This window comes from Brachybacterium equifaecis (genome assembly GCF_023509525.1).
Taxonomy (GTDB): domain Bacteria; phylum Actinomycetota; class Actinomycetes; order Actinomycetales; family Dermabacteraceae; genus Brachybacterium; species Brachybacterium equifaecis.
The window spans coordinates 312,863-339,070 of the sequence record NZ_JAKNCJ010000002.1 but is presented as its reverse complement, the minus strand read 5'-3'; the positions used below and the strand labels follow the sequence as shown (position 1 = coordinate 339,070).

27 protein-coding genes are annotated in these 26,208 nt (G+C 67.9%); 10 read left to right on the top strand and 17 right to left on the bottom strand.

The annotated features are described in order from the left end of the window. Positions 1 to 7 precede the first annotated feature (7 nt). Positions 8 to 415, bottom strand: a complete 408-nt coding sequence (locus tag Bequi_RS06060; protein ID WP_031306891.1) for a MerR family transcriptional regulator — start codon at positions 413 to 415, stop codon at positions 8 to 10. A gap of 63 nt (positions 416 to 478) precedes the next feature. Here Bequi_RS06060 and fdxA point away from each other — a divergent pair, with 63 nt between their 5' ends. From fdxA to Bequi_RS06020, 8 genes are all read left to right on the top strand, one after another. Beyond that, entirely contained in the window at positions 479 to 799 is a 321-nt protein-coding gene (gene fdxA, locus Bequi_RS06055; RefSeq protein ID WP_031306890.1) for a ferredoxin, read from the top strand. 84 nt (positions 800 to 883) lie between these two features. Then, positions 884 to 1,900: an arsenic resistance protein gene (locus Bequi_RS06050; protein WP_017822359.1), complete on the top strand. Its 1,017-nt coding sequence runs from the start codon at positions 884 to 886 to the stop codon at positions 1,898 to 1,900. A gap of 130 nt (positions 1,901 to 2,030) precedes the next feature. Then, positions 2,031 to 3,152 carry a tyrosine-type recombinase/integrase gene (locus Bequi_RS06045; protein WP_249737056.1) on the top strand — a complete coding sequence of 374 codons (1,122 nt, stop codon included), beginning with the start codon at positions 2,031 to 2,033 and terminating at the stop codon, positions 3,150 to 3,152. Further along, positions 3,130 to 3,480, top strand: coding sequence for a helix-turn-helix domain-containing protein (locus Bequi_RS06040; protein ID WP_249737055.1), 351 nt, complete (start codon positions 3,130 to 3,132; stop codon positions 3,478 to 3,480). The genes Bequi_RS06045 and Bequi_RS06040 overlap by 23 nt, the downstream gene beginning before the upstream one ends. A gap of 212 nt (positions 3,481 to 3,692) precedes the next feature. Beyond that, positions 3,693 to 4,940: a site-specific integrase gene (locus Bequi_RS06035; protein WP_249737054.1), complete on the top strand. Its 1,248-nt coding sequence runs from the start codon at positions 3,693 to 3,695 to the stop codon at positions 4,938 to 4,940. Positions 4,941 to 5,098: 158 nt separating this feature from the next. Next, the gene (cmtR, locus tag Bequi_RS06030) at positions 5,099 to 5,458 is read left to right on the top strand and encodes a Cd(II)/Pb(II)-sensing metalloregulatory transcriptional regulator CmtR (protein ID WP_031306889.1); all 360 of its coding nucleotides are present in this window, start codon (positions 5,099 to 5,101) and stop codon (positions 5,456 to 5,458) included. After that, entirely contained in the window at positions 5,455 to 6,057 is a 603-nt protein-coding gene (locus Bequi_RS06025) for a cadmium resistance transporter (protein ID WP_249737053.1), read from the top strand. Before cmtR (Bequi_RS06030) ends, Bequi_RS06025 begins: the two co-directional genes overlap by 4 nt. Positions 6,058 to 6,437: 380 nt before the next feature. Beyond that, positions 6,438 to 8,387 (top strand): cytochrome c oxidase assembly protein, encoded by a 1,950-nt coding sequence (locus tag Bequi_RS06020; RefSeq protein WP_249737399.1) that lies wholly within the window; start codon positions 6,438 to 6,440, stop codon positions 8,385 to 8,387. A 62-nt stretch (positions 8,388 to 8,449) separates the two neighbouring features. Here Bequi_RS06020 and Bequi_RS06015 read toward each other — a convergent pair whose 3' ends face one another. Next, complete coding sequence (locus Bequi_RS06015; protein ID WP_249737052.1) at positions 8,450 to 9,061, bottom strand: copper resistance CopC family protein; 612 nt, start codon at positions 9,059 to 9,061, stop codon at positions 8,450 to 8,452. A 220-nt stretch (positions 9,062 to 9,281) separates the two neighbouring features. Between Bequi_RS06015 and Bequi_RS06010 the strand changes: the two genes are divergently transcribed. Further along, a complete protein-coding gene (locus tag Bequi_RS06010) occupies positions 9,282 to 9,656 on the top strand; it encodes an ArsR/SmtB family transcription factor (RefSeq protein WP_249737051.1) in 375 nt (124 codons plus the stop codon). Further along, positions 9,656 to 10,588, top strand: coding sequence for a cation diffusion facilitator family transporter (locus tag Bequi_RS06005; protein WP_249737050.1), 933 nt, complete (start codon positions 9,656 to 9,658; stop codon positions 10,586 to 10,588). Before Bequi_RS06010 ends, Bequi_RS06005 begins: the two co-directional genes overlap by 1 nt. A gap of 95 nt (positions 10,589 to 10,683) precedes the next feature. Here the strand turns inward: Bequi_RS06005 and Bequi_RS06000 are convergent, their stop codons facing one another. From Bequi_RS06000 to pta, 15 genes are all read right to left on the bottom strand, one after another. Beyond that, on the bottom strand, positions 10,684 to 11,511 hold the full coding sequence (locus Bequi_RS06000) for a C40 family peptidase (protein ID WP_249737049.1): 828 nt from the start codon (positions 11,509 to 11,511) through the stop codon (positions 10,684 to 10,686). 342 nt (positions 11,512 to 11,853) lie between these two features. Further along, positions 11,854 to 12,696 (bottom strand): cytochrome c biogenesis CcdA family protein, encoded by an 843-nt coding sequence (locus Bequi_RS05995; RefSeq protein ID WP_249737048.1) that lies wholly within the window; start codon positions 12,694 to 12,696, stop codon positions 11,854 to 11,856. Further along, complete coding sequence (locus Bequi_RS05990; RefSeq protein ID WP_017822345.1) at positions 12,693 to 13,292, bottom strand: TlpA family protein disulfide reductase; 600 nt, start codon at positions 13,290 to 13,292, stop codon at positions 12,693 to 12,695. Before Bequi_RS05990 ends, Bequi_RS05995 begins: the two co-directional genes overlap by 4 nt. Before the next feature lie 67 nt (positions 13,293 to 13,359). After that, positions 13,360 to 13,923, bottom strand: a complete 564-nt coding sequence (locus tag Bequi_RS05985) for a vitamin K epoxide reductase family protein (protein WP_249737398.1) — start codon at positions 13,921 to 13,923, stop codon at positions 13,360 to 13,362. Between the two features lie 52 nt (positions 13,924 to 13,975). Then, complete coding sequence (locus Bequi_RS05980; RefSeq protein ID WP_249737047.1) at positions 13,976 to 14,623, bottom strand: DsbA family protein; 648 nt, start codon at positions 14,621 to 14,623, stop codon at positions 13,976 to 13,978. Then, positions 14,620 to 16,662 (bottom strand): heavy metal translocating P-type ATPase, encoded by a 2,043-nt coding sequence (locus Bequi_RS05975; protein WP_087484037.1) that lies wholly within the window; start codon positions 16,660 to 16,662, stop codon positions 14,620 to 14,622. Before Bequi_RS05975 ends, Bequi_RS05980 begins: the two co-directional genes overlap by 4 nt. Continuing rightward, positions 16,659 to 17,039: a Cd(II)/Pb(II)-sensing metalloregulatory transcriptional regulator CmtR gene (gene cmtR / locus Bequi_RS05970; RefSeq protein ID WP_249737046.1), complete on the bottom strand. Its 381-nt coding sequence runs from the start codon at positions 17,037 to 17,039 to the stop codon at positions 16,659 to 16,661. The genes Bequi_RS05975 and cmtR (Bequi_RS05970) overlap by 4 nt, the downstream gene beginning before the upstream one ends. Positions 17,040 to 17,236: 197 nt before the next feature. Continuing rightward, the gene (locus Bequi_RS05960; RefSeq protein WP_249737045.1) at positions 17,237 to 17,977 is read right to left on the bottom strand and encodes a HipA N-terminal domain-containing protein; all 741 of its coding nucleotides are present in this window, start codon (positions 17,975 to 17,977) and stop codon (positions 17,237 to 17,239) included. Then, positions 17,974 to 18,261: a helix-turn-helix domain-containing protein gene (locus tag Bequi_RS05955; protein WP_249737044.1), complete on the bottom strand. Its 288-nt coding sequence runs from the start codon at positions 18,259 to 18,261 to the stop codon at positions 17,974 to 17,976. Before Bequi_RS05955 ends, Bequi_RS05960 begins: the two co-directional genes overlap by 4 nt. A gap of 99 nt (positions 18,262 to 18,360) precedes the next feature. Beyond that, positions 18,361 to 18,858 carry a GyrI-like domain-containing protein gene (locus tag Bequi_RS05950; protein WP_249737043.1) on the bottom strand — a complete coding sequence of 166 codons (498 nt, stop codon included), beginning with the start codon at positions 18,856 to 18,858 and terminating at the stop codon, positions 18,361 to 18,363. A gap of 149 nt (positions 18,859 to 19,007) precedes the next feature. Next, positions 19,008 to 19,580 (bottom strand): GNAT family N-acetyltransferase, encoded by a 573-nt coding sequence (locus tag Bequi_RS05945; RefSeq protein ID WP_249737042.1) that lies wholly within the window; start codon positions 19,578 to 19,580, stop codon positions 19,008 to 19,010. A 14-nt stretch (positions 19,581 to 19,594) separates the two neighbouring features. Next, complete coding sequence (locus Bequi_RS05940) at positions 19,595 to 21,136, bottom strand: PTS transporter subunit IIC (RefSeq protein WP_249737041.1); 1,542 nt, start codon at positions 21,134 to 21,136, stop codon at positions 19,595 to 19,597. A gap of 36 nt (positions 21,137 to 21,172) precedes the next feature. Then, positions 21,173 to 22,681 (bottom strand): PTS transporter subunit IIC, encoded by a 1,509-nt coding sequence (locus tag Bequi_RS05935; RefSeq protein WP_249737040.1) that lies wholly within the window; start codon positions 22,679 to 22,681, stop codon positions 21,173 to 21,175. Positions 22,682 to 22,825: 144 nt separating this feature from the next. Continuing rightward, positions 22,826 to 24,052, bottom strand: coding sequence for an acetate kinase (locus Bequi_RS05930; RefSeq protein WP_249737039.1), 1,227 nt, complete (start codon positions 24,050 to 24,052; stop codon positions 22,826 to 22,828). Next, positions 24,049 to 26,193 (bottom strand): phosphate acetyltransferase, encoded by a 2,145-nt coding sequence (pta, locus tag Bequi_RS05925; protein WP_347271975.1) that lies wholly within the window; start codon positions 26,191 to 26,193, stop codon positions 24,049 to 24,051. The genes Bequi_RS05930 and pta overlap by 4 nt, the downstream gene beginning before the upstream one ends. Positions 26,194 to 26,208 lie beyond the last annotated feature (15 nt).

Genomic DNA, 26,208 nt, shown 5'->3' with positions numbered 1-26,208 from the left:
TGGCTTCCTAGTGCCCGGCGAATGCCCTGAACGCGCACTCCGACCGGCAGCGCTCGTCGCTGTCCGGGCAAGCGTCGACGTGAGCCTGCGCCTTATGTAACTGTCCTTGCAGGTCAATCAGGGTTCGCAGCTGTTTCTCGACAGCGGTGATCTGCATGGCCAACAGTGGCTGGAGCGTGGCCTTGACTCCCGTGCAGGTGCCGTTGTCCGCGAGGTCGAGGAGGCGGCGGATCTCGGGCAACTCGAGGCCGAGCCGCTTCGCCGAAGCGATGAAGTCCAAGCGCTCCAGGTGGCCCACGTCGAAGTCCCGGTATCCGTTGGCGCTCCTGTGCGCGGTGAGGATACCGAGCCGCTCGTAGTAGCGCAGCGTGCTCGTGGGCACTCCTGTGCGCTCGGCGACCTCGGAAATCCTCATGCTCCGACCATAGGGGGCTCCGGCTTGACCTTCAACCTGGGTTCAAGGTTTAACGTCCTGGGTATGACGTATGTGATTGCGCCGCCCTGCGTGGATGTGAAGGACCGTGCGTGCATCGATGAGTGCCCGGTCGACTGCATCTACGAGGGGCAGCGAATGCTCTACATCCACCCCGACGAGTGCGTCGACTGCGGAGCCTGCGAGCCGGTCTGCCCCGTCGAGGCGATCTACTACGAGGACGACCTGCCCGACCAGTGGTCCGACTACTACCAAGCCAACATCGAGTTCTTCGACGAGATCGGCTCGCCCGGCGGGGCAATGAAGCTGGGCATGATCCGCAAGGATCACCCGATCGTCGCCGCACTGCCACCGCAGAACGGATAGAACAGCGGGTCCTGACCCAGGCCGCTCGACCCTGGATGCGATTGCGCATCCAGCACTGGTACGAGAAGGAACCTAAGGAGACTCATGCGCGCGAGCGTGGAATGGATGGAGCGGCACCAGGTGGTGCTCTACGTGGCGGGCCTGGCTCTCGGGGCCATCGTTGGATTGGCCTGGCCTGCGGTTGCTCATCCTGCGGAGCTGGCGATCCACCCGGTGCTGGCGCTACTGCTGTACGCCACGTTCCTCGGGATCCCCTTCGGCAGGATCGGGCGGGCGTTCCGGGACTGGCGGTTCCTTTCGACGATCCTCGTCGTCAACTTCGTCTTGGTGCCGTTGATCGTCTGGCCGCTCTCAAGGATCGTCGCCTCCGACCAGGCACTCCTCGTTGGCGTCCTGTTCGTGCTGCTCACCCCTTGCATCGATTACGTCATCGTCTTCTCCGGCCTCGCGGGCGGCGACGAGGAGCGGCTCCTGGCTGCGGCACCGTTGCTGATGATCGCTCAGATGCTCCTGTTGCCGCTGTACATGTGGCTCTTCGTGGGCGCGGAGTTCGCCAGCTCCATCGAGGTCGCGCCGTTCGTAGAGGCGTTCGTGCTCATCATCGCGCTTCCCTTCTTGGCCGCGGCACTGACCCAGCTCGCCGCTGCCCGGTCACGGGCCGGCAGGAAGCTCGAACAGGTTGCTACCGCGGGGATGGTGCCGCTGATGGTCACGACGCTGGCGGTCGTCGTCGCTTCGCAGATCTCCGGCGTGAGCGCCCGGCTCGGTTCACTGCTCCTGGCGGTGCCGGTCTACGTCCTCTTCGCTGCAGTGATGGTGCCGGTCGGGATGCTGGCCAGCCGCATTGCAGGCCTCGACGTACCTGGAAGGCGTGCGGTCGTCTTCAGCGGCGCGACTCGCAACTCACTCGTCGTTCTGCCACTGGTGCTCGCCTTGCCGGCTGCGTTCGACATTGCTCCTCTCGTGGTGGTGACCCAGACGCTCGTCGAGCTCGTCGCCATGGTCGTCTTCATCCGGCTCATCCCGCTCGTCATCCCCGCGCGGCCGGGAGCCGGTACTGACCGGACCCTTGCCGCACAAACCTCAGAGATCGAGACGTAGTCCCGGTCCAAGGTGCTCGTGGGCGATGACCCCATCCCCTCAGCGCCCGTGGACGTGTTGGCGGTACGGGCCAGCCGACGCAACCAAGGTTTAGGTGCATCATTGTTGCGGTAGATGCAATACTGGGTAGATGGCCCAGGACCCCCGTGGCGTCTCACCACTTCGCCAGCTTCGCAACGTGCGGGCGCTGGACGAGGGGCGCTTTGTGTTCGAGGCGATGCTCTCGGGCTGGGCGGATCAGCAGAGCAGTCGAGGACTCGCTGAGCGGACGATCGGGAGCCGTGAGTTGGTCATCCGGAGGTTCGAGGAGTTCGCAGGACGTTATCCGTGGGAGTGGTCGCCGGGTGACTTGGAGGATTACACGACCCAGGCGAAGTCTCGACAGCGGCCGGCGACCCCCTCCACGATCCGCGGGTATCACTCCATCATCCGGCTGTTCTGCGACTACCTCACCGATCCTCGGTACCGGTGGGTGGCGGACTGCGAAGAGCGCTTCGGATCAGCGCCGCAACAGGTCTGCCACGAGTGGAACACGCTCGCGCACCTGGTTGACTACGAGGGCCGTCCGCAGCGGCGAGCACTTACCTATGACGAGATTGAGCAGTTCTTCACCGTTGCCGATCGCCGCGTCGAGACGATCCTCCAGCGGGGCCGGAAGGGAGCCCTCGCAGCGCTTCGTGACTCCCAGATCTTCAAGATGATCTACGCCTACGGGCTGCGTCGGGCTGAGGCTGTGGGTCTGGACGTGGCGGACCTGCGGCCCAACGGTGTGGCTCCGCGCTTCGGACGCTTCGGTGCTGTCGATGTGCGCTGGGGCAAGGGTGCACAAGGCTCGGGCCCGCGACGCCGGTCGGTACTCACGATTCCCGAGCTGGACTGGATCACGGAGGGACTGGCCCAATGGATCGACCACGCCCGACCTCGCTTCACCGCCGGATCGGCGGGGCCTCTGTGGCTGACCGAGCGAGGTACGCGTGTCTCGCTGCGCTACATCGACCTCCGCTTCGCCCAGCTCCGCGACGAAGCAGAGCTGCCGTCAGAGCTCAGCGTGCACGCTCTGCGCCACACGTACGTCACCAACCTCATCGAGTGGGGATACGCCGAGAAGTTCGTGCAGGACCAGGTCGGGCACGCGTACGCCTCGACGACCGCGATCTACACCTCCGTCGGCGACGACTTCAAGAACCGCATGATCAACCGAGCACTCTCCCGGATCTATGGAGGACCCCATGCCGAAGACTCCCGCCCCTGACGCGCCGATCACCTGGAACCTGCGCCCGCTCATGGCTGCGGCCGGGATGTTCCAGACCACGGATCTGATCGAGCCGCTGCGCGCCCAGGGAGTACAGCTCTCTCGCGAGCAAGTGTTCCGCCTGGTGACGAAGACTCCCGAGAGACTGAACGTCGAGGTGTTCGCCGCGCTCTGCCGAATTCTCGAGTGCACCCCCAACGACCTCATCGGGATCCCGAAGGTCCAGAGCGAGCGCCCACGCCGAGCAGCCGGCGCTCCAGACACCACTGGACCGGCGATCGGCGATCTGCGCCCGATCCGCGCCAAGCTGCACCGCCCGCACGAGTGAACCGACCAGGACGAACCCATGGCCACCAGGTCGGCTGCGACAGGTGCGCTCGTCACGTCGCAGCCAGGTACTCGATCCTCGAGCAGCACGTCTGCAACGCCTGCTACTCAAGGCTCCGCCGACACCCCGGACGCTGCCCCGAGTGCGATCAGGTCAAGGTTCTGGCCTTCTACGACTCGATCCGACGCATCGTCTGCGCGACCTGCGCCGGCGTGCCCCCACGGTTCGCGTGCATCACCTGCGGAAGCGAGGAACAACTCACCGGATCCCAGTGCGGCACCTGTCGGCTGACCGAGCGTCTCCGTGACGTCCTCGCAGACGAGGGCGGCGGCATCCATCCCGGCCTTGCCACCCTGTATGACCACCTGCTGACGGCGCGCGACCCACGCGCGGTGGTGCGATGGCTGCGCAAGGAACCGGTCGGGGTGACGCTTCGTGCCATGTCCGCCGACGAACTTCCGATCAGTCACTCCACCCTCGATGCTCTCCCGCTCTCACCTCGCGTGCGGTACCTGCGCCGCATGCTCATCAGCGCCGGAACGCTCCCGGCCATCGACGTACTGCTCCATGACCTCGAGAGGCACGCCACCGCCTTCATTGCCGACCTTCCCAGGGAGCACGGCGCGGTCACCGCCCAGTACTTCCACTGGGAGCTTCTCCGCAAGATCAGACAGCGATCCGCGAACCGAGCCATGACCCCCAGCAGCTACAGCACCCGCTCCACGGAGCTGCGCAAGATCGCTGACTTTCTCGCCTGGCTCGAGACCAACGGGCTCTCTATGGCATCGCTGGACCAAGCTTCCGTCGACCGCTTCTTCGCCCACCACCACTCCCAGGCGGCAGTTGGCACGTTCCTGAACTGGGCGATACGGCAAGGCCTGACAAATCCGGTGCAGATCCCTGGACGGAAGCCGGCCCCGCCGCGCCCCCCGGTCCCCGACGACATCCTCTGGGCCAAGGTCGACCAGCTCGTCGATGATGAGTCCATCCCGCTGGGAAGTCGCCTCATCGGCCTGCTCGTCCTCGTGTTCGCCCAGCGGATCAGCGACTGTGTCCGCCTGCGCCGCTCGGACGTCACGGATGACGAGACGATGCGGATCGCGCTGGGACGGACTCCACTCACCCTTCCCATCCCCATCGCCGCGCTGCTGCGGCATCATCTCGAGGAGCTGAGCACTCGGCGGCCCTACCTCGACGGCGGACCAGATTGGCTCTTTCCCGGGGCCACGCCTCACTGCCACGTCAGCGAAGCCAGCGTCGCCCTCCACCTCGTCCCGCACAAGATCCATGCCCGAGAGATCCAGCAGGCCCGGATCGACCACCTCGTGCAAACTGTGCCGGCCAGCGTCGTTGCAGACATGCTCGGCATCAACATCAACACAGCAGTCAGGCATGCCGCGCGCACCAACTCGAGATGGGGCAACTACCCCGAACTACGAGCTTCGCCCACTGGGGAATAGTGCACGGGCGAACGATCCCGTCCGCGATGACCGGGGACACCCCGGTGAGGCGGCGGGAGAGGTCTAGCCGGCTGTGGGTTTTCTTTGGCAGGGAGCGGGTGAGGGATCGCCTCGCCGCCGTCGACACACTGTTCAGTTTTCGGTATATAGTTCAGTGCATGCTGACTATAGCTTCTCGTCTCGATGTGATGAACCGGTTGGGTCGCGCGCTGGCCGACCCGACCAGGTCCCGGATTATCCTGGCTCTGCTCGATGGGTCCGCGTATCCGGCGGAGCTGGCCCGAGATCTGGAGCTGACACGTTCCAACGTGTCCAACCACCTCGCATGCCTACGCGATTGCGGGATCGTGGTCGCCGAGCCCGAGGGTCGTCGGACACGGTATGAGATCGCCGATTCCCACCTGGCGCAGGCCCTGACCGCGCTGGTCGACGCCACCCTCGCGGTGGACGAAGACGCCCCCTGCATCGATCCCGCCTGCACTGTTCCCGGATGCGACGTAGCAGGGGAGGGCGCATGATGCTCGCCTCGGTCCTGCAGGCGATGGGCCTGTTCGTGGCGACCAACATCGACGACGTCATCGTGCTCTCCCTCTTTTTTGCCCGAGGCGTGGGCCAGCGTGGCACTACCGCCCGCATTCTGGCCGGGCAGTACCTCGGGTTCGTCGGCATCCTCGGTGCCGCTGTCCTGGTGACCCTCGGCGCCGGAGCCTTCCTGCCCTCGGCAGCCATCCCGTACTTCGGTCTCATCCCTCTGGGCCTCGGTCTCTGGGCGGCGTGGCAGGCCTGGCGCGGAGACGATGACGACGATGACGACGAGGCCAAGGTTGCCGGCAAGAAGGTCGGCGTGTGGACAGTCGCAGGCGTCACCCTTGCCAACGGCGGCGACAACATCGGCGTCTACACCCCTGTCTTCCTCAGCGTGGAACCTCTCGCAGTAGTCGCCTACTGCATCGTCTTCCTCGCGCTCGTCGCGGTCCTGGTGGTCCTGGCCAAGTTTGTCGCCACCCGCCCACCGATCGCCGAAGTCCTCGAACGCTGGGAGCACATCCTCTTCCCCATCGTTCTCATCGGTCTCGGCATCGTCATCCTTGTCAGTGGCGGAGCCTTCGGCCTCTGATTCAGCTAAAGCAAACTCAGGTCCCGGGCTCAGTAGATCGGTCTCGGAACCTGGACCCGGGACGCTTCGTCACGTCGTCATCGTCCGAGCGGAGTCCGGATCTGAGCCCCAACGAGTTCCCACCGTTTAACGGGGAGGGCTTGCTCATGGTGAGCTCGTCTGAGCTCCAGCGCGCACCGGTCGATGGCTAACCTGACCGGGGCTAGTGGAGTAGCTGACACAACAGTGAACGGGAGACTGGACAGCATGTTGAGGATCGGTACGCGCCGGGTTGCTTCCCGTGCGGCGAACAGAATGGCAGACAACGACGCCAAGACGGCCGTCTCGCCTGTCCGCGCAGCAGTTTCCGGGATTCGATGCGGGGCGAGCTGGTGAGCTCGATGCGCACCAGAATCCTCATCGTGGGTACTGCGGCTCCGTGGGCTGTTCTGTGGACGGTGATCGCGGCCGCCATGGCGGGAGCACCGGTCTCGATGGAGCTCGTCGATGCCGGCCCGGTGGTGCGGTGGGGGTTGCCGATCGTCGATGCCCTCGGTGATGTGGTCGGTGCCGCCACCGTGGCGTGCCTCGTGCTGGCGCTCGTCGTGCTGCCCCGCCGTGCGGAGCCGTCCGCGTCGGAGGCTGACCAGGAACACGCTGCCGTGTCTCGGTTCCATCCGGCGTACGAGCGGGCGCTCGATATCGGTATGGGCCTGGGAATGGTGTGGTCAACGCTGCTGGTCGTGCGGATGGTGCTTGGCTACGCTTTGGCGGCGGGCCAGGCACCCTTCTCCCCGCGGTTCGGCTCCGATCTTCTGATGTACATCACGCGGCTTGAGCTCGGTCAATACCAGCTTGCCGGGGCGGTGTTCGTCGCCGCTGCCTCGACCATGCTGATCGTCGTGAGGTCCCGCATGGGGCTCCTGATCGCGCTGGGCTTGGTGTTCGCGACGTTGGTGACGAAGTCGATGACGGGCCATGCCTCGGGGCAGACCTCTCACGAGGCGGCCACGAGCGCGATGATCGTGCACCTCGTGGCTGCCGGAGTGTGGCTGGGTGGGCTCGCGCTGCTCGTGCTGGTTGCGGGCCGGCTCGGAGCACGACTGAGGGATGTCGCCGAACGGTTCAGCGTCCTGGCGCTTGCTTGTTATGGGGCGTTGGCCGCCAGCGGTATCGCCTCTGCCCTGGTCCGGCTCTCCGCGCCTCTGGACCTTGTGACCACCGCGTACGGGTGGATGCTCGTGCTGAAGACGGTGTTGCTGGTGCTGCTGGGTGGCGCTGGCTGGTGGCAGCGCCGACGGGTACTGGGCCGGCTGCGGGACTCGGGTCGCCGGAGAGACTTCCTGTGGCTCGCCGCGGGGGAAGTCTTCCTGATCGCGGCGGCGACCGGACTCGCTGCCGCACTGTCGAACACGGCGCCTCCGGTGCCGGACGAGCCTGAGCCGGTCACCTCGACGGCTGAGGCGCTGACCGACTATCCACTGCCTGCTCCGCCTGAGCTGGCGACGCTGCTGACGACCTGGCGTGTGGACGTCGCCGGAATGGCACTCGCCCTCGGTCTCGCGGTCATCTACCTCTGGGTGCACCTGCGCCGCCCGTTGACGGGCACTGGCGGGCGACGCTGGCCCGTGGCCAGGACTTCGGCGTGGGTAGCGGGATGCGTGGTCATCTTTTGGGTGACGAACGGGGCACCGGGCGTGTACGCGCCGGTGCAGTTCTCCGTGCACCTGAGCCAGCACGCGCTGCTTGCTCTGGTGGCAGTGCCTCTACTGGTTGCCGGGCGTTTCGGTGATCTCGTGCGGGATCGGATCGCTCCTCGGTCGGACGGTTCGGCGGGACTGCGCGAGCTCGTCGACTGGAAGCCTCGCTCCCGTGCGGGTCGGTGGCTCGCTCACCCGGCGGTGTTGGCGCTGCTCGGCGCGGCGGGATTTGCAGCGATCTACCTGACCCCGGCGCTCGGCGCGGGGTTGCATACCGCGCCCGGCCGACTGGTCGTGCTTACTGCCGCTGTGGTGGCCGGTGCTGCTGTGGCGCTGCCATTCCAGGGTAGGGCGCTGGGTGGTGGCATGGTCGCTGGGCGGGAGCGCTGGGTGGCCCTGGTTGTGGGGGCCGGCTTTCTTGCTGGGCTGGCGCTTCTGCTGGTGCTGGCGCTCCCGGTCGTGGAGCCCGACTGGTTCGCAGTCATGGGGCGGACCTGGGGCCCCGATGCGTTCGGAGATCAAAGGCTTGGTGGCCGGGTCCTGCTTGCGCTGGTTCTGACGCTGGCAGTCCTGCACGGCGCGGTCATCTCGCGATCGCGACGGAGCAGCGAAGGACTCTCCGTAGGTCGTTCCGCCTCAGCGCGGTACTGAGCCGGGTTCTGTTGCTCGCCGCGGCGTGCCGTGATGCGTTGTCCTGATCGGGTTCGTGATGGTCAGTCGGTGTTGTCACCGGGGCTGCGGCGCAGGCGGACGATGATCGCACCGATCGCGGCGAGCAGTAGGAGCAGAGCGAGGCCGCCGAGGATCATACCGAGAGGAAGGCCGCCCTCGCTCTGTTGAGCCTCTGCCGGTTCGGCAGCGGTGTCTTCCGTGCTCGGTTCGTCCGTCCCGGCGGTCGGCTCCTCGCTCTCCTTCGGCTCCTCCGATTCGGAGTCCGCTGTGGCCGTGGGCTCGGCACCGACTGTGACGGTGAAGTCGACCGTGCCTTCGATCGGGTGGCCGTCCGAGGAGACGACACGCCACAAGACCTGATAGTCATCGGCGGGCAGCGGCGGCAGGTCGATCGTGGCCGTGTTGCCGGACACGGCGGGTGTCTCGGTGAAGATCTCCTCGCCGGCGGAGGTGGTCAGTCGCACGGCCGGAGAGAGGTTGAGAACCTCATCGCTGTAGGTGAGCTCGAGCGCCTCGGGAGCCTGCTCGAGGCTTTCGCCTGCTGCCGGGTTCGAAGAGGTCAAGGTGTCGTGCGCCGACGCCGCGGGCAACAATGCGGGCACCACCAGTGGCATCAGTACGGCGGCGAGCAGCCCGAACAGGCTGGCCAGCATGATCCGCACCGCCGTCCCGGTGGTTCCGCGAGCAGCCGTCGTGTCCGCCGTCATGAACGTCTCCTCCTCGGGTGACCCCTCGTGCGGGCCGGTTTGTCCCCATGACCGGGGCGCATCGAGTGTAGCGACGTGCCACCAGCGACCCCTTCGCTCATCTCCCAGGATCGACTCGTCCAGTCCCACCCCTTTACAGAACCCCACACGACGATATCATCGCCATATGACGATTGATGCGATCCCGGCCGAGCCGCAGTTCGAGGTGGCAGACAGTCATGCCGCGCTCTTCCATGCTCTCGCCGAACCCACACGCTTGGCTCTCCTCCAGCACCTCTCGACCGGTGAGCATCGAGTTCGCGACCTTGTCGAACACATGCACCTTGCCCAGTCGACCGTCAGCAAGCATCTCTCGTGCCTGCGCGACTGTGGTCTGGTCACCGCGCGCACTGAAGGCCGCGCATCGTGGTTCGCTCTCACCGATCTGCCCCGACTGAGCGACCTACTCGAGGCGGCTGACGACCTGCTCGACACCTCCGGGACCACCCTGTCCCTGAAGAACCACCGCGATCACGAGAACCTCGAGGACGGGGGCCTTTGATGAGCTCAGGACACGACCATTCGCACGGCGGTAGCGGATCGAGCACGGCCCGGACGCGACTCGCCATCGCCTTCGCCATCACCTCCGTCATCGTGCTCGCGCAAGCGATCGGGAGCGTCGTCACCGGCAGTCTTGCTCTGCTCACGGACACGGCGCATGCCCTTGTCGACGCCTCCGGTCTGCTGGTCGCGTTGATTGCGGCGACCATGATGTTGCGCCCGGCCAGCAGCAGTAAGACCTGGGGATTCGCTCGCATCGAGGTACTGGCAGCCTTGGCCCAGGCCACGCTCCTGATCGTGGTCGGCACCTACACCGCCGTCGAGGGCATTTCGCGACTGACGGACCCCCCGGACGTTCCCTCGGGTGAGCTGCTCATCTTCGGTGTGATCGGGCTGGTCGCGAACATCGCCGCGATCCTCATCCTGGCCGGAGGCAAGGATTCGAGCCTCAACATGCGTGCCGCGTTCCTCGAGGTCCTCAATGACGCTCTCGGTTCGCTCGGCGTGATCACTGCCGCGATCGTGATTCAGCTGACCGGATTCCAGCAGGCTGATGCGCTGGCCGGTTTGTTCATCGCCGCGTTGATCGTGCCTCGGGCGTTCCGCATCATGGCCGAGACGCTCCGGATCCTCATGGAGTACACCCCGAAGGGTGTGGATCTCGATCAGGTGCGTGAGCACATCCTCGCGCTCGACCACGTCCAGGACGTCCACGACCTGCACGCCTCAGCGATCGGGAGCAATCTGCCGATCTTCTCTGCGCACGTCGTCGTCGGGGAGGAGTGCTTCGAATCGGCCCATGCACTGCGGATCCTCGAAGAGGTCCATGTCTGCGTCAGGACGCACTTCCCGATAGCGTTCGAGCACGCCACGATCCAACTGGAGAGCCCGTCCGTGCATCGAGGTGAATCCGAACGTCCCTTGCACACTTAGCACCCACGGATCCGATCGCCTCCTGACCGCAGGCGAGAGCAAAGACGGCACGCACCCCTCGATGGTGGGGTGCGCGCCGCGAGTGGTCGCTGGGCTCAGCGGAAGGAGACGAAGGTGGGATTGCCCCAGATGGTGCGCTCCGTGACCGCGCCGGGAGAGCGTCCTGCATCGACGACCTTGTCGCCGCCGGCGTAGATGCCCATGTGGCCGGGCCACACGACAAGATCGCCGGGCTGCGCCTCGGACTTGGAGATCTGGGTGCCGGCGTCGACCTGCTGGCCGGAGGTGCGCGGAAGGTCGATGCCGACCTGCTTGTAGGCGTACTGGGTCAGGCCGGAGCAATCGAAGCTCACGCCCGGGTTGCTCGAGCCCCAGGAGTAAGCGGCACCCATCTGGGTCCGTGCGGCGTCGACGATCGCCTGCCCGGTGCTGCTGGAGGAGGATGCGGGCGCAGGAACCGACGCACCACCACCGCCGACACCGGGGGCCGAACCGTTCAGGGAGCCGCGCGTCTCGGGGCCCACCACGCCATCGACCTGCAGGCCGTTGGCCTGCTGGTAGTCCTTCACCGCGCCATGGGTACGCGGGCCGAACTTCCCGTCGACGGCGAGTGAGGAACCCTCATCGTTCAGCGCGGACTGGAGCTGCTCGACCGAGGCACCCTGGGATCCCCAGCGAAGCTTCTCGGAAGAGTGCAGTGCCTGCGTCGGCGCCGGAGCAGCAGGCGCGGCGGCCTGCGTGGCCGCGGACGGCACGGTCGCAGGAGCTGCGGGTGCTGCCTGGGCCGCACCACCAGCGAAGGCGGACCCGAGCAGGACGGTGCCGAGGAGGGCGGCACCTCCGGTGCCACGCAGGGCGCGTCCGCTGTGACGAAGGGGGGTGACTGCGCGGCCGGCCGCGCGATGGGAATTGCTCGTGGCCATGAATGTACTCCGTGAATATCCCCGCATGTATCCACGGGGTCGTCTGGCATTTGGTCGCGGCAACGTCGACAGCAGAGGACGCGTCGGGAAGGAATCTCGCACCTCGTCACCGGTGCAACCAACGTACCGACCGAAACACCCTCGCAATAGCGTCATGTGCGACCCCGACCGACGATTTCGCCTTCTCTTGAACACTCTCGCCACATGGGCCCCGGGGTCACACCCTCTCTTTACCAAACGCCGATGCCGCAATGGGGTAGACGTCACGAGTGCAGTCGAGGTGGACGGACCCCATGTCGGTCACCGGCAGCAGATCGGCAGGAGAGAATGCCTTCGTGAGGCTCACACGACGGGCTGGAACGTGGCGATGGAGCCTTGCAGCTGATCCATCCATGAGGCCCACATTCCCGTGAGCAGCAGCAGGCCGATCGCCATGAGTAGCGCCCCGGATAGAACTCCGATGAGGCGGCGATGGCGTGCAAGTGCCCTGCTCACGCCAATCGCCCTGTCAAGCAGCAGGGCACTGAGGACGAAGGGAACACCCAGTCCGAGCGAGTACGCGAGCGCCAGGGTCGCGCCCCGAGCTGCGGACGCTCCGTCGGCGCCGGCATCGAGGGAGAGCGCGATGATCGCGGCGTAGGTGGGGCCGATACATGGGGTCCAGCTCAGCCCGAAGACGAAGCCCATCAATGGGGCTCCCAGAAGGCCAGCATCAGGACGTTTCCTGGACACCTGGAGATTTCCCGTCAATCGAGGGAACACACCCATGAAAATGAGTCCCATGAACATGACGACGATGCCCGCCACCCGATTGATCCATACTGCGTGCGCCTGAAGGAGATATCCCATCGCGCCGGCGAACCCGCCCAGCGCCATGAATACCACCGCGAAGCCCGCGACGAACAGCAAGCTACCGCCCAGCATTCTTCCAGTTCCCTCACGGAAAAAGGTCATCGGTCGTCCCGCACTCCCGGTATTCCCACGGGTGCCCCGGGTTGGCTCGGTGGTCTTCAGTCCTTGTCCGGCGAGCCCGGAGACGTAACCGAGGTAGCCCGGCACGATGGGCAGCACGCACGGTGAGAGGAACGCGATCAGGCCTGCGATCGCGGCGACGGTGATGGCCAGCAGAAGGGACCCGGACAGGGCGATCGACTGGAAGGTCTCCGCGAGGCCGTTGATGCTCACGCGGCTCCTTCGGCGAGAACGGCGTCGAGCATCGATCTCAGGATGGAAGGGTCGATCGCTCCAGAGATCCGACCTGCGACTCGGCCGTCATGGTCGAGGACGAGAGTAGTGGGAACTGCGTTGGGCGCGACTTGGCCGCGCAGCTGGTACATGATCTCTGCGTCAGAGTCCGGCAGCGAAGGGTACGTGATCCCGTAGGTCTCCTCGAAGGCCCCGGCGGGACCTGCCGAGTCACGGACGTTGATCCCGATGAACGACACGCCCTGGTCGGCGTACTCCTCGTGGATCGCTTGAAGATCCGGGGCCTCCACCCGGCATGGCGGGCAGGAGGCGTACCAGACGTTGACCACCAGCACCGATCCCCAGTGGTCTGAGGAGTCGAACCGTTCGCCCTCGTAGCTGGTCCCGGTGAACACTGTGGGTTCGGCGCGATCGGCGGGAGCGATCTCTGTGGTCACGCCGTTGCCGGAGACGTATCCGGCGTCCTCGGAGTCGTAGCGGTCTCCGGTATCAGTGCTGCCGCAGGCAGTGAACAGACCGGTGGCGGTCAAGAAACCGGTGGCGTACAGAATCCGTCGCCGGGAGTGGGCGCGCATGTGCTCGCTCCTTCAAGGTGATCGAGAGGGGATTGGTGGGTGGGCGGAGATGTGAGCTCTCCGGCGCTTAGAACAGCGTGGACCAGTAGTCCCAGAACCTCACGGCGATGAGTGCCAGGATCACGAGGTACCAGGCCACAAGCATCGGGATGCGGAACTCGATTACGAGACGGGCACCCCGGCGAATGGCCGGGGTGGAGCTGTCTGCCAGAGCGCGGAGATAGTGAATCGTGGTGAACCAGAACAGCGGGATGGTCACTGCCCACACGACCATGCAGTAGGGGCACAGTGCCCCGATCTCGTACAGGCTCTGCCCGATCAGCCACTGCACGAAGAGCACCGCAAAGGTCACGCCTGCCTGGATGAGCACACTCATCCAGCGCGCCACACGGGCGCCGGCGAGGAACGCGAATCCGAGCGCGAGAACGGCCGCGAAGCCGGCGATGCCGAGGATCGGGTTGGGGATGCCGAAGGCTGAGGCCTGCGGGGTGTCCATCACGGAGCCGCAGGAAAGCACCGGATTGAGACTGCACGAGGGGACGTAGCTGGGGTCCTCGATCAGAGCAATCTTCTCGACCAACAGCACAACGGCCATGACCAGGCCGATAGCGCCGCTGACGGTGAAGAGCATCCCCAGGCCGCGCGGAGCCCTCGAATCCCGAGGCTCCCCGGCGGCCGGGCCGTCAGCCTTCAAGTGCGGCATCGAGAGGATCCGTGAGGTCCTCGACGCGGGTGGGCTCCAGGCGCTCCCCGTCGACGAAGAAGGTGGGAGTGCTGGTCACGCCGAGCGCCTCCGCGTCGGCAGCACTCTGCTCGATGCGTTCGAGGGTGGCCGGATCGTCATAGACTTGCTCGAAGCGTTCCATGTCGAGCCCGAGCTCCTCGGCGTACCCGAAGAACGCCTCCCGCTGCGAGGTCTCCTGGTGACTCCACTCGGCGGAATTCTCGAACAGCGCCTTGTACATGGCTTCGAACTCGCCCTGCTCTCCGGCGGCCTCAGCCGCCTTGGCGGCTTCGACAGAATTTCCGTGCAACGGCAGGTACCGCACCACAAAGGTCACGCGGTCGCCGTACTCGGCGCGAATCTCCTCGATCGTGGGGTACAGGGACAGACACGCCTCACATTCGAAGTCCAGGTACTCCACGAAGACGGCATCGCCACCTTCGGACAGCCGGGGACTGTCTTCTCGCACGAGCTGGGCCGACGCGGATCCCGTGTCCTCGGCCGGCGCCGATTCCTGCTCATCGGGGTCGAGGAAGATGATGAACCCGGCGAGGACCAGCGCAGCCACTGCGATCAGTCCGAGAGTGAATTTCGTGCTCCTGCTCATGCAACGGGCCTTCCGACAGTTGACGTCTCACGCAGATCCTGCCCGACCGGACTGGACGGCTCCTGCGCGCCTACCCCTGGAGTGCGTGCGGCCCGCATGCCATTGGCGATCACCACGACCTCGGCGACCTCGTGCACGAGCACCACCGCGGCCAGACCCAGCACCCCGAACAGTGCTAGTGGGAACAGCACCACGATGATCGCCAGCGCGAGGACGATGTTCCCAGTCATGATGCGGTGACCCCGGCGAGCATGAGCCAATGCGGCAGGGATCTGCCGCAGATCAGTGCCGGTGAAGGCGACGTCGGCCGACTCGACTGCTGCTGCCGTGCCGGTCGCTCCCATCGCGATGCCCACCGTCGCTGACGCGAGGGCCGGCGCGTCGTTGATGCCGTCTCCGATCATCGCGGTCGGAGCCTGCTCCGAGAGGCGACGGACGTAGGCGGCCTTGTCAGCGGGCAGCTGCTCGGCATGGACTTCCTCGATGCCGGCCTCTGCCGCGATTGCGTGGGCGGTCAGGGCGTTGTCGCCGGTAAGCATGACGGTGCGGATGCCTTGGGCATGCAATGCAGCCACCGTCGCGGCCGCCTCGGGACGCAGCTCGTCGCGGATGCCGACAGCGCCGATCACATGGCTGTCCTCCTCGACCATGACGACGCTCATGCCACGCGATGCCATCTCGTGGGTGCGGTTCCCGAATTGGCCAGGGGAGATCCAGCGGGGACTTCCCACGCGGATCACCCGGCCATGGATGCTTCCGGTGATGCCGTATCCGGGGACTTCCTGGACGTCGTCAGCGTCCACCGCGGCATCCGTTGCGGCGAGGACTGCGGCGGCGAGGGGATGGGCGCTGGCGGACTCGAGAGCAGCGGCCGCCGCGAGGACCTCCTCGCGGCTGCGGCCTTCACTTGTGGCGACGTCCACGACGCGGGGTTCGTTACGGGTGAGCGTCCCGGTCTTGTCCAGAGCCACAGTGCGGATCGCCCCCAGCTGTTCGAAGGCGGCGCCGGACTTGATGACCACGCCGAGCTTGCTCGCGGAGCCGATCGAAGAGATGACCGTCACCGGCACAGCGATGGCTAACGCGCAGGGCGACGCGGCGACGAGCACCACCAGGGCGCGCTCGGTCCAAGTTGCCGGGTCTCCGGTGAGGACGCCAATGAGTGCGACCAGTGCGGCGACGATCAGCACCACCGGGACGAGGGGACGGGCAATGCGATCAGCGAGGCGGGCACGTTCACCCTTGGCGGCATGGGCCTGCTCGACCAAGCGCACGATCTGGGTCAGTGAATTGTCCCGACCATCAGCAGTAGCGCGTAGCGCTAGCGAGCCCGAGCCGTTGACGGAGCCCGCATGCACCTCGTCTCCGGGGCCGACCTCGACCGGTATGGACTCGCCGGTGATCGCCGAAGTATTCATCCAGGAGCGCCCAGAGAGGATCACACCGTCCGTGGCAACCTTGTCGCCCGCACCGAGCAGGAGCACGTCCTCGGTGCGGACCTCTCCGGCCGCGATGGTCTGCGGCCCGCCCGGACGTGAAACGCGGGCAGTCTCGGGGATGAGGGCAAGCAGCGCCCGCAGGCCTTGCTTCGCGCGATCCATCGACCGGTCCTCCAACGCCTCCGCCAGAGAGAACAAGAACGCCAAGGCCGCGGCTTCACCGAAGTGCCCTAACAGCACCGCACCGAGCGCGGCAATGGTCATCAGCAGGCCGACGCCAAGCCGACCGCGTCCACGGCCCTGCACTAGGCGACGCAGAGTGCCGGGGACGAACGTCCAGGCCCCGGCCAGCAGGGCGAGAACGTGGGCCGCGAGACCGGCTGTATTGAGTCCTGCCCATCCCGTCAAGAGCCCCAGCACCCACAAGACACCAGAGGTGATCGGCAGCAGCAGCGCGCGATCGTGCCACCACGGTGAGAGCTGTTCGAGCTCGAGTGCCTCCGGCGGATCCGTCAGGCCGCTACTTCCGCAACATGCATCCTCCACCACTGGGGCCACGGGCGGTGCGGGCTTCTCGGGGCCGCAGCATTCGTCGCTCATCGCGTGCCCGCCTTGGAACGCACCTCGACGGAGGCATCGCAGCACAGCGGGATGCCGCAGTCCTCGTCGGTGCACGGACGGCCATCATCGACCGCCAGCACAGTCTCGACCAGCCCTGAGAGCGCCTTGGTCAGATGCGCGTCGGCGATCTCGTAGCGCGTGCACCGCCCCTCGGGGGAAGCGACCACGATGCCACAGCCGCGCAGGCAGGAGAGGTGATTGGACACGTTGGTACGGGTCAGCGACAGCTCTTCCGCCAGTACGGCGGTATAGCCGGGATGGTCGAGGATCGACAGCAGGATGCGGGACCGGGTTGGGTCGGCCATGGCACGGCCGAGACGATTCATGACCTCGAGGCGCGAAGCTTTAGTCAGCATGCACTGACCATACAGCTGCGGCTGCCGCCAGCGGTACCGCCTTGACGCGGGCAGTGATGTTCTCAGCCGCCACCCGCAACTCACAGATGGTCCTCCCGCTCGCGCTATCGCTTCCCGATGCCCTGGCGATCGCACCACGCGCAGTGGTTACTCAGACTCTCGTCGAACTCATCGCCATGATCGTCCTCGTCCGCCTCCTACCTGCCACCGTCCCGAGGAAGACGACAATCCCGTAACTGGTCGTTTAGGACACGGGTGCCCGCCGGGATGCCCCTCGGCGGTGCACGCAGACTGCAACGTCGCCACGAGCTGCGTTCACCGCTGTGCGCGGCTCGGCGGAGAGTAATTCTCAACCGAACGATGCCGACCCCCGGTAAGTCGTCGTCGAGCAGAACGGAAGCCTTGGGGCGCGCACCGCCCAGTCCGGTGGTGCCCGTGTCGAGCAGCTGCTTCACGGCGTCGGCCGAACCCTGGTCTCTGTCGAGCTCATCGGCGGCGTGCAGGAGCTCGGGCAGGGAGATGAGCTGCGGGACCTGAGACGGAGGGCCGGTGAGCTCGCCCGTGGTCGCACCGTCGGAGACGCGGAACCTCAGAGCTCCTTGCCGGGTGTCGTCGCTGACGCCGAGGAGGAAGTCCACGTCGTCGAGGCGGCGAGGGGCGCGCTCCTCTTCGCGGGCATGGAGCCGCTCAGCCTTCTCGAGAAGATTGCGGCCCCAGCGGTCCGGAGCGCTGTCGGCGAATGCGCGGATCAGGCCCTGCTGGTGCTGGGCGCCGCCGACGAGCGGCAGGGCGGGGTCGATGCTCGCGCCGCCGCCGGCGAGATAGCCGGGGTCGTAGATGAAGGTGGTGGAAATCCGCCCGCGAGTCCTCGTGACATGGGCTTGGCCCACCGGTACAGGAGTGCCGTCATGGTCCCAGAACACCTCGAGGCTGGTCATCGCGCGCGCTTCCGGTTGAGGCGGTCGGCGCGGAGCCGGCCGATGTCGGTGGTCAGGGGGTCGGCGGCCTGGACGACAGCATCGAGCTGCCCCAGGGCGCGCAGCACCTGCGCGACCTTGCCGAACCCCACCCCGGGATCTCCCGCCTCAATCCGTCTGAGGGTGTCCCGCGTGATGCCGGCCCGCTCGGAGACCTGCTGGCTCGTCAGCCCCAGGACCATGCGCCAGCTGTGCAGATGCTCGCCGAAGGCGGTGAGCTGCGGGTCGATGCGGTAGCCGCCCATTCTGCCTCCTGGAGTCAATGGCGAGTCTAGCAGCCGCAACTATCCTTAATGACGAGCATTCTCGTCATTGAGTCCATGAAGGGGGGGTGCGCCTTCAGCTCAGTACTCGTCGTGCCCACTTACCGGCACCGCCAGCCCCGTCACCAGATCCGCGGGGTCCATCTCGGGGGTGGGCTGGGTGTCGTAGGCCTCCCAGAACGGGTACCCGGGCGTGAGGCCCTGCTCGCGCACCGCGAGGAGGAACTGCTCCCAGGACTGGCCGAGCCCGTCGTAGGAGCCGCGGTGCTTCGCGATCGCCAGGCGCGTGGCGGGCAGCTCGGAGGGCACGATCTCGACCTCTCCGATCCGGACCGGCTCCGCCAGCGGAGCATCGAGCGGGAAGCCGGTCTCGAAAGTCGCGGTCGCACCCGGCGCGCTCTCGTAGCGGGAGAACGCGGGGCCCGAGGGCTGCACCTCTCCGCTGCCGATGGCTTGCATCAGCGCGCCGAACGCGGAATCCATCGCGACGTGCATCTGGTCCATCGGGTGGTCGGCGAAGCGCACGACGGCGGTCGGGAAGCCGGGGAAGTCGATGATCTCGATATCAGAGAGGGGCATGGTGGGGCTCCTTCGGGGACGGTGGGTCGATTCCTGCACATACTCGCTCACGCGTCTGACATTCGGCAATGCCCCTGTCGGAACCCGCGAAGGGAGACGGACCGCGCCGTGCTGGTGCAGGAGCGCGAGTCGGGCCCCGTTCCGAACCCTCACACCCCGAACGCCTCCGGGTACCGGATGACCCCGCGCGGAGTCGGCCGCGAGGGATCCAGAGCGAGTGCCATCATGGCCTCGTCGGGCACGTCGAACGGGGCGGTGACGCCGATCTGAGAGGCCGGCGTGAAGCCGAAGCGCGGGTAGTAGTCGTGGTGGCCGAGCACGAGGACGAGGTTCTCTCCGCCCTCAGCCGCGCGCTCCCGCGCCGCCTCGAGCGCCGCGCGGATCACGGCGGACCCGGCACCCAGTCCCTGGTATTCCGGCTCGACGGCGCACGGCGCGAGTGCGAGGGCGGGCTCCTCGCCCACGCGGCACCGCGTGATCAGCGCGTGCGCGACGACGGCGTCGCCGTCGGTCGCGACCCACGACAGACCCTCGATCCAGGCGGACGGATCCGTCCTCAGCGCCTCGACGAGATCCGCCTCGTCCGCGGTCGGGAAGGCGGCAGCGTTCACCGCGTGGATCGCCGGCGCGTCGGCAGGGGTCTCGGGGCGGACCGGCCATGACCATTCGGGCAGCCCGTTGAGGGTCCGGAACAGGTCGGCAGGCGACGGGGGAGTGCTCATCAGGGCTCCTCAAATCAGGGGCGGGCGGACTTCTCGATGACCTCGACCGTACCCGGGGCCCGCCGGTGCGGAGCAGGATCCCAGCCGGCATCGACGATCCGGCGCTGCATGAGGATCGCTGCGCCGAGCAGCGCGGCTCCGATCGCGAGCAGCACGAGGATCGAGACCACCGGGCTGCTGACGGTGCCCAGCGACAGGAGCGCCCCGAGCCAGGCGAGGTCGGTGTCGGCGAAGACGGTGTCGTCCCACCCCGAGAGACCGAGGGCGGCCAGCAGCACCAGCGGCAGGACCGTGATCAGGAGGCCGTTGACGACGGCCCCGGCGACGGCACCGCGGCGGCCGCCGGTCGCGTTGCCGATCACCCCCGCCGCGCCGCCGCTGAGCAGATGGGCGACCAGGCTCGGCAGCACGACCCACGAGGCGACCGCAGTCCCTTCCGCCACGGTCAGGTCTGCGGCCAGCCGGCCGCCGCCGGCCGCCATGAGACCGAGACCGGCCCCGATCCCCGCGGCCAGGCTCGCCACGAACCCGATCAGCACGGCGTTCGGGGCGAAGGGGAAGAGCACCTGCACCGGGAGCGCGGGGACCGCGCCGGGGAGCACTCGGTCGGCGATACCCCGGAACGCGGGCAGCAGCGAGCGCAGGAGCCGCTGCGCTCCGACGTGGATGAGGATGAGCCCCAGGGCCAGGGAGAGGCCCAGGCCGATGATGCTGAGCGCAGCGATGACGAGCGGATCGAGGAGAGGAGCTTCCGCTCTCGCTCTCGCGCTCACGAGTTCCGCGATCCCGATCGCGACGCTCAGAAGGAGCATGACCGCTACCGCGCCGACAGCGGTTCCCCGCATCGGCACCGCGTCCTCCGCGACCGGGAGGGGGTCAGTCGAGCTGCTGCGACCGCGGGGGTCGACGAGACGACCGGCCGCTCCCGCCGCGATCAGGCCCGTGGCGCCGAGGTCGCTGATCGCGACGGGAGCGCCCCCGGTGACTCTGCGGACGAACGGCTGCAGCAGCGCCGGCATCGCCACCAGCACGACCCCCGCCACCGCGCTGCCGACGAGGATGCTCGCACCGCGGCCTGCGCCGGATCCGGCGAGGACCTGTGCCAGGAGGGCCGCCAGCAGCAGCACGGCGGTGCCGCTGAGGGGCACGACGCGCAGAGGAGTCACGCGCGCGAGGAGCAGGGCCACTGCGAGACCGCCGAGGGCCAGAGCGGCGATCATCGGCAGATCGAGAGTCTGCGCCATGGAGAGCGCCGCTCGGCTGTCGGGCAGGACGCCGCGCAGATCGCTGCCCGTGGTCCCGTGCGCATCGATGCCGAAGGCTGCCGTGAGCAGGGGGCTCATCTCGCCGAGGCTCAGGAGCGTCAGAGCTGTGCCGGCCGCGAGCACCGCGACCCCGGTCCCCGCCCTCAGCGTCCCGACCACCACCTCGAATGCTCTCGCCCGCTGCAGCAGCAGACCGGCGAGAGCCACCAGCGAGACCAGAACGACCGACAGGCCCGGGAGCGCATCGAGGATCATCTCCAGCGAGGGCAGCAGATCGGGGATCGTGGGCATCGAACGGGGCCTTCCGCCGCGGGTGCGCGCCGGGCCTCAGCCCCGCGCACGGCCCTTCTCCTCGATGATCTTCACCTCGACGGCGTCGTCGGCCTTTCGGCGCGGTGCGGGATCCCAGCCGGCATCCACGATGCGGCGCTGCACGAGGATCGCGACGCCGAGGAGGGCCGCCCCGATTGCGAGCAGCACGAGCGTGGAGATCATCGGGTCATCGAGGGCGCTGAGCGACAGCAGAGCGCCGAGCCAGGCGAGGTCGGTATCGGCGAAGGGGATGTCCATCCACCCCGGGATCCGGAGAGTGGACACCAGCAGCAGCGGCAGCAGCGCGACGAGGATCCCGCTGACGAACGCTCCGGCGACGGCGCCTCGCCGCCCGCCGGTCGCATTGCCGATCACGCCTGCCGCGCCGCCGGTGAACAGATGTGCGACCAGGCTCGGCAGCACGATCCACGGTCCCATGGTCACGCCGGAGGCGGCCAGCGCGAGCGCGGTCGCGATGCCGCCAGCGAGGCTCGACAGGAAGCCGATCAGCATGGCGTTCGGGGCGAAGGGGAACAGGATCGGGGCGTCCATTGCCGGGACGGCACCGGGGAATGCCCGATCGGCGATCCCGCGGAACGCGGGCACGAGGGATCCCAGCAGCAGGTGCCCGCCGAGGTAGGCGGCGAGGATGCCGACGCCGAGCATCATGCCGTGCAGCCCCGCGAGCATGAGGTACCCGAGCCACTCCTTGGGCGTGGCCTCGAAGACGCGGAACGCCTCCGGCTCCCCGACGCGCAGCAGGCTCGCGATGGCGAGCCCCAGGCCCAGCACGGTGCCGACCGCGAAGGTCACGAACACGGTGTTCTGCGTGGCATCGACGTCCTCCGCGTCGCTCGCCGTGTCCGTCGCTCGGCTGCGCCCCCGGGGATCGACGAGGCGGCCGACGAGCCCCGCGACGATCATCCCGGCGCTGCCGGCGTGGCTGATCGCGACGGGCGTGCCGCCGGTCGCCTTGCGGACGAATGGCTGCACGAGCGCCGGGACCGCCACCAGCATGATGCCCACGAGCACGCATCCCACGAGGGTGCTCACCCCGCTCCCCACGCGCCGGTCGCCGATCACGAGCGTCACGAGCGCCGCCAGCAGCAGCACCTGCGTCCCGCTGACCGGCACGTAGCGCAGCGGCGTCAGCCGCGCCAGGACGAGGGCGACGGCGAAGCCCCCGAAGGTGAGGGCAGGCATGAGCGTCCACTCGAAGTCCTGGATGTCCTGGAGCATCGCGGCGCTGTCGGGGACGATGCCGGGAACGCCGAGGGCGCCTTCGAGCATGAGGTTCATCGGGACCAGGGCGTAGGCCAGCAGGCCGAGGCCCACGACGAGCAGCAGATACCCGAGCTCCGTCTTCAGCGCCCCCCGAACGACCTCGCCGGTGCTCGCGCGCTGCAGCAGCAGACCGGCCAGCGCCACCAGGGCGATCAGCAGCGCGGGGAAGCTGAAGAACGCATCGAGGATCGCCAGCGCATACGGCAGGACCTCGTAGAAGGTGGTGCGGGCGGATTCCATTGGCGCTTCCGGGGGCGAGGAGACGGACGCCCGCGCCCTTGGGGAGCGCGGGTGTCCGAAGGTCCCGGCCAGGATACTGCCCGAGGTCTCCGTGCCTCAGGGTTTCCGGCGCTCAGGGTTTCCGGCGCGCAGAGTCTCCGGCGCTCAGGCGCGCGCGACGTCCAGCGCCTGCTGCGCGATCGCGAGCTCCTCGTTCGTCGGCAGCACGAGCACCAGCACGTCGGAGTCCTCGGCGGAGATCACGCGAACCTCCTTGGAGCGCTCGGCGTTCTTGGCCGGATCCAGGCGGATCCCGAAGGCCTCGAGCCCGTCCAGGAGGCGCTCGCGCACTTCCGGCACGTTCTCTCCGATGCCCGCGGTGAAGGTGATGACGTCCAGGCCGCCGAGCACGAAGGCGTAGGAGCCGAGGTACTTCTTCAGCCGGTGCACATAGATCTGCATGGCGAGCTCGGCCTGCGCATCGCCCTGCTCGATCGCGGCGGTGATGTCACGGAAGTCGCTCATGCCGCACAGGCCCTGCATGCCGGACTTCTTGTTCAGCACGGTGTCGATCTCCGCGGCGCTCATGCCGACGGTGCGATGCAGGTGCGCGTAGATGCTGGGGTCGATGTCACCAGTGCGGGTGCCCATGACCAGGCCCTCGAGGGGCGTGAGGCCCATCGAGGTCTCCACGGCCTCCCCGCCGTGCACGGCCGAGGCCGAGGCCCCATTGCCCAGGTGCAGCACGATCTGCTTGAGGTCGGAGACGTCCTGGCCCTCGTCGGCCAGCTTCTGCGCGACCTGCGCGGAGACGTAGGCATGGCTCGTGCCGTGGGCGCCGTAGCGGCGCACCTGGTGGGCGTCGGCGATCTCCTTGTTCAGCGCGTACGTGCGCGCGGCCTCGGGCAGATCCGCGAAGAACGCGGTGTCGAAGACCGCCACGTGCGGGATCGCCGGGAACAGGGCGAGCGCGGCGTCGATGCCGTCGACCGCCGCGGGATTGTGCAGTGGGGCGAGCGCGCCGAGCTCGGCGATCCGGTCGCGCACCGACTGGTCGATGAGGGTCGGCTCGGAGAAGTCCGATCCGCCCTGCACCACGCGATGGCCGACGGCCACGATGTGCGAGTCGGCGAGCGAGATGCCGACCTCCTCGAACAGCCGCGTCACCACGCGCATCGCCTCGACGTGGTCGGGCACGGCGCCCGTGAAGGGCGCCTCGCGCTCGCCGGCGGCGATCTTCGCCTGGCCCTGCTCGAGGCCGATGCGCTCGACGATGCCGCTCGCGAACACGTCGCCGGTGCCGGGGTCCAGGAGCTGGAACTTCAGCGAGGAGGAGCCGGAGTTGATGACCAGGATCGTGGATCCGGCCTGCTCGGGTGCGCGGATGCTCATGCGGGATCCTTCTGGTCAGAGGGGGCGGACTGCGCCTGCGTCGGGTCGGCAGCGGGGGCGGGCGCGTCGGCGTCGGCCGCCTGCGCCTGGATGGCGGTGATGACGACGGTGTTGATGATGTCGTCCACCAGCGCCCCGCGGGAGAGGTCGTTGACGGGCTTGTTCAGTCCCTGCAGGACCGGGCCGATGGCGATCGCCCCGGCCGAGCGCTGCACGGCCTTGTACGTGTTGTTGCCGGTGTTGAGGTCGGGGAAGACGAACACGGTGGCGCGCCCGGCGACGGCGCTGTCGGGCAGCTTCGTCTGGGCGACCGAGGCGTCCACGGCGGCGTCGTACTGGATCGGCCCCTCGACGTCGAGATCCGGGTGCTGGGCGCGCACGGCCTCGGTCGCGGCGCGCACCTTGTCGACGTCGGCCCCGCTGCCGGAGGTGCCGGTGGAGTACGACAGCATCGCCACGCGCGGCTCCACGCCGAACTGGCGGGCCGTCTCGGCGGACTGCGCGGCGATGTCGGCGAGCTCGTCGGCCGTGGGATCGGGGTTGACGGCGCAGTCGCCGTACACGAGCACCCGGTCCTGGAGCGCCATGAGGAACACGGAGGAGACGATCTTCGCGCCGGGCTTGGTCTTGATGATCTCGAAGCTGGGGCGGATGGTGTGCGCGGTCGAGTGGACCGCGCCGGAGACCATGCCGTCGGCCTCGCCGAGCTGCACCATCATCGTCCCGAAGTAGGAGACGTCCTGGATCCTCTCGCGGGCCTCCTCGAGGGTGACGCCCTTCTTCGCGCGCAGCCGGGCGTACTCGGCGGCGAAGGTCTCCACGAGCTCCGGATCGCTCGGGGAGACGACGCGCGCGGCGGAGATGTCGTGGCCGAGCTGCGCGGCCTTCGAGCGGATCGCCGTCTCGTCGCCCAGCAGGATCAGGTCGGCGACGCCGCGCGCGAGGATCGCGGCGGCGGCCTCGAGGATGCGGGGCTCGTCGCCCTCGGGCAGCACGATCCGCTTCTTCTCGCCGCGGGCGCGGGCCAGCAGCTCGAACTCGAACATCATGGGCGTGACCACGTCGCTGCGGGTGACGTCCACGGTGTCGAGCAGCTCCTCCAGCGGCAGGTAGGCGGAGACGTCGCGGCGCGCGGCGTCGAGCTTCTGGGGGCTGTCGGCGCTGAGCCGCCCGCGGGTCTGCGCGACGGCGAGCGCGGTGTCGAAGGTCGAGGACTCGGTGACGATGAGGGGGAGGTCCTGCGGGACGCCGCTGAGCAGGCGCGTGATCTCCTCGGGGACGTCGTACCCGCCGGTCAGGACGATCGAGCTCAGCGCGGGGAAGGTGCCGGACTGCTGGGCGAGCAGCAGGCCGGGGAGCAGGTCGTAGCGGTCGCCGGGAGCGACCACCGTGCAGTTCTCGGTGAGGCGCTTCAGCACGTTCGGCAGGCTCATCGCGGCGACGACGGTGCCGAGCGCGACGCGCCCGAGCCACTCCGGGTTGCCCTGCACGAGGGTGCCGCCGACGGCGCTGCGGATGGCGCCGACCGTCGGCGCCATGATCACCGGGTTCTCGGGCATCGCGGCGACGATCATGCCGGCGGGCATGCGGGCGCTGACGGCCTCGCGCACGCTCTCGAGCGCGTCGGCGTCGGCGCGGTTCACGACGAGCGCGATCGGGGTCGAGTGGTGGGAGGTGAACTCCTGCACGCTCACCGAGGCGAGCGCGGCGATCTGTTCGGGGGTGCGGTCGATGCCGGAGACCACGATGACGACGGGGGAGCCGAGGTTCGCGGCGACCTCGGCGTTGAACGCGAGCTCGGTGGGGTTGGCGACGTCGTCGTAGTCGGAGCCGATGACGATCAGCGCGGAGTGCTGCGCGGCGAGCTGGTGGTAGCGGCGCAGGATCTCCTCGTGGGCGCCGTCCGGATCATCCAGAGTGCGCTGGGAGTCCACGCCGAGGGCGTCCTCGTAGGACTGGTCGACGGCAGGGTGGCTGGTGAGCAGCTCGACGGCGGCATCGTGCTCCGCCTCGGCCTTGTAGACGGGGCGGAAGACGCCCACCCGATCCGTGCGGGCGGCGAGGGCCTCGAGCAGGCCCAGGGCCACGCTCGACTTGCCGGTCATTCCTTCAGGGCTGGCGACATACACGCTGTGGGACACGCCCTCAGGATAGGT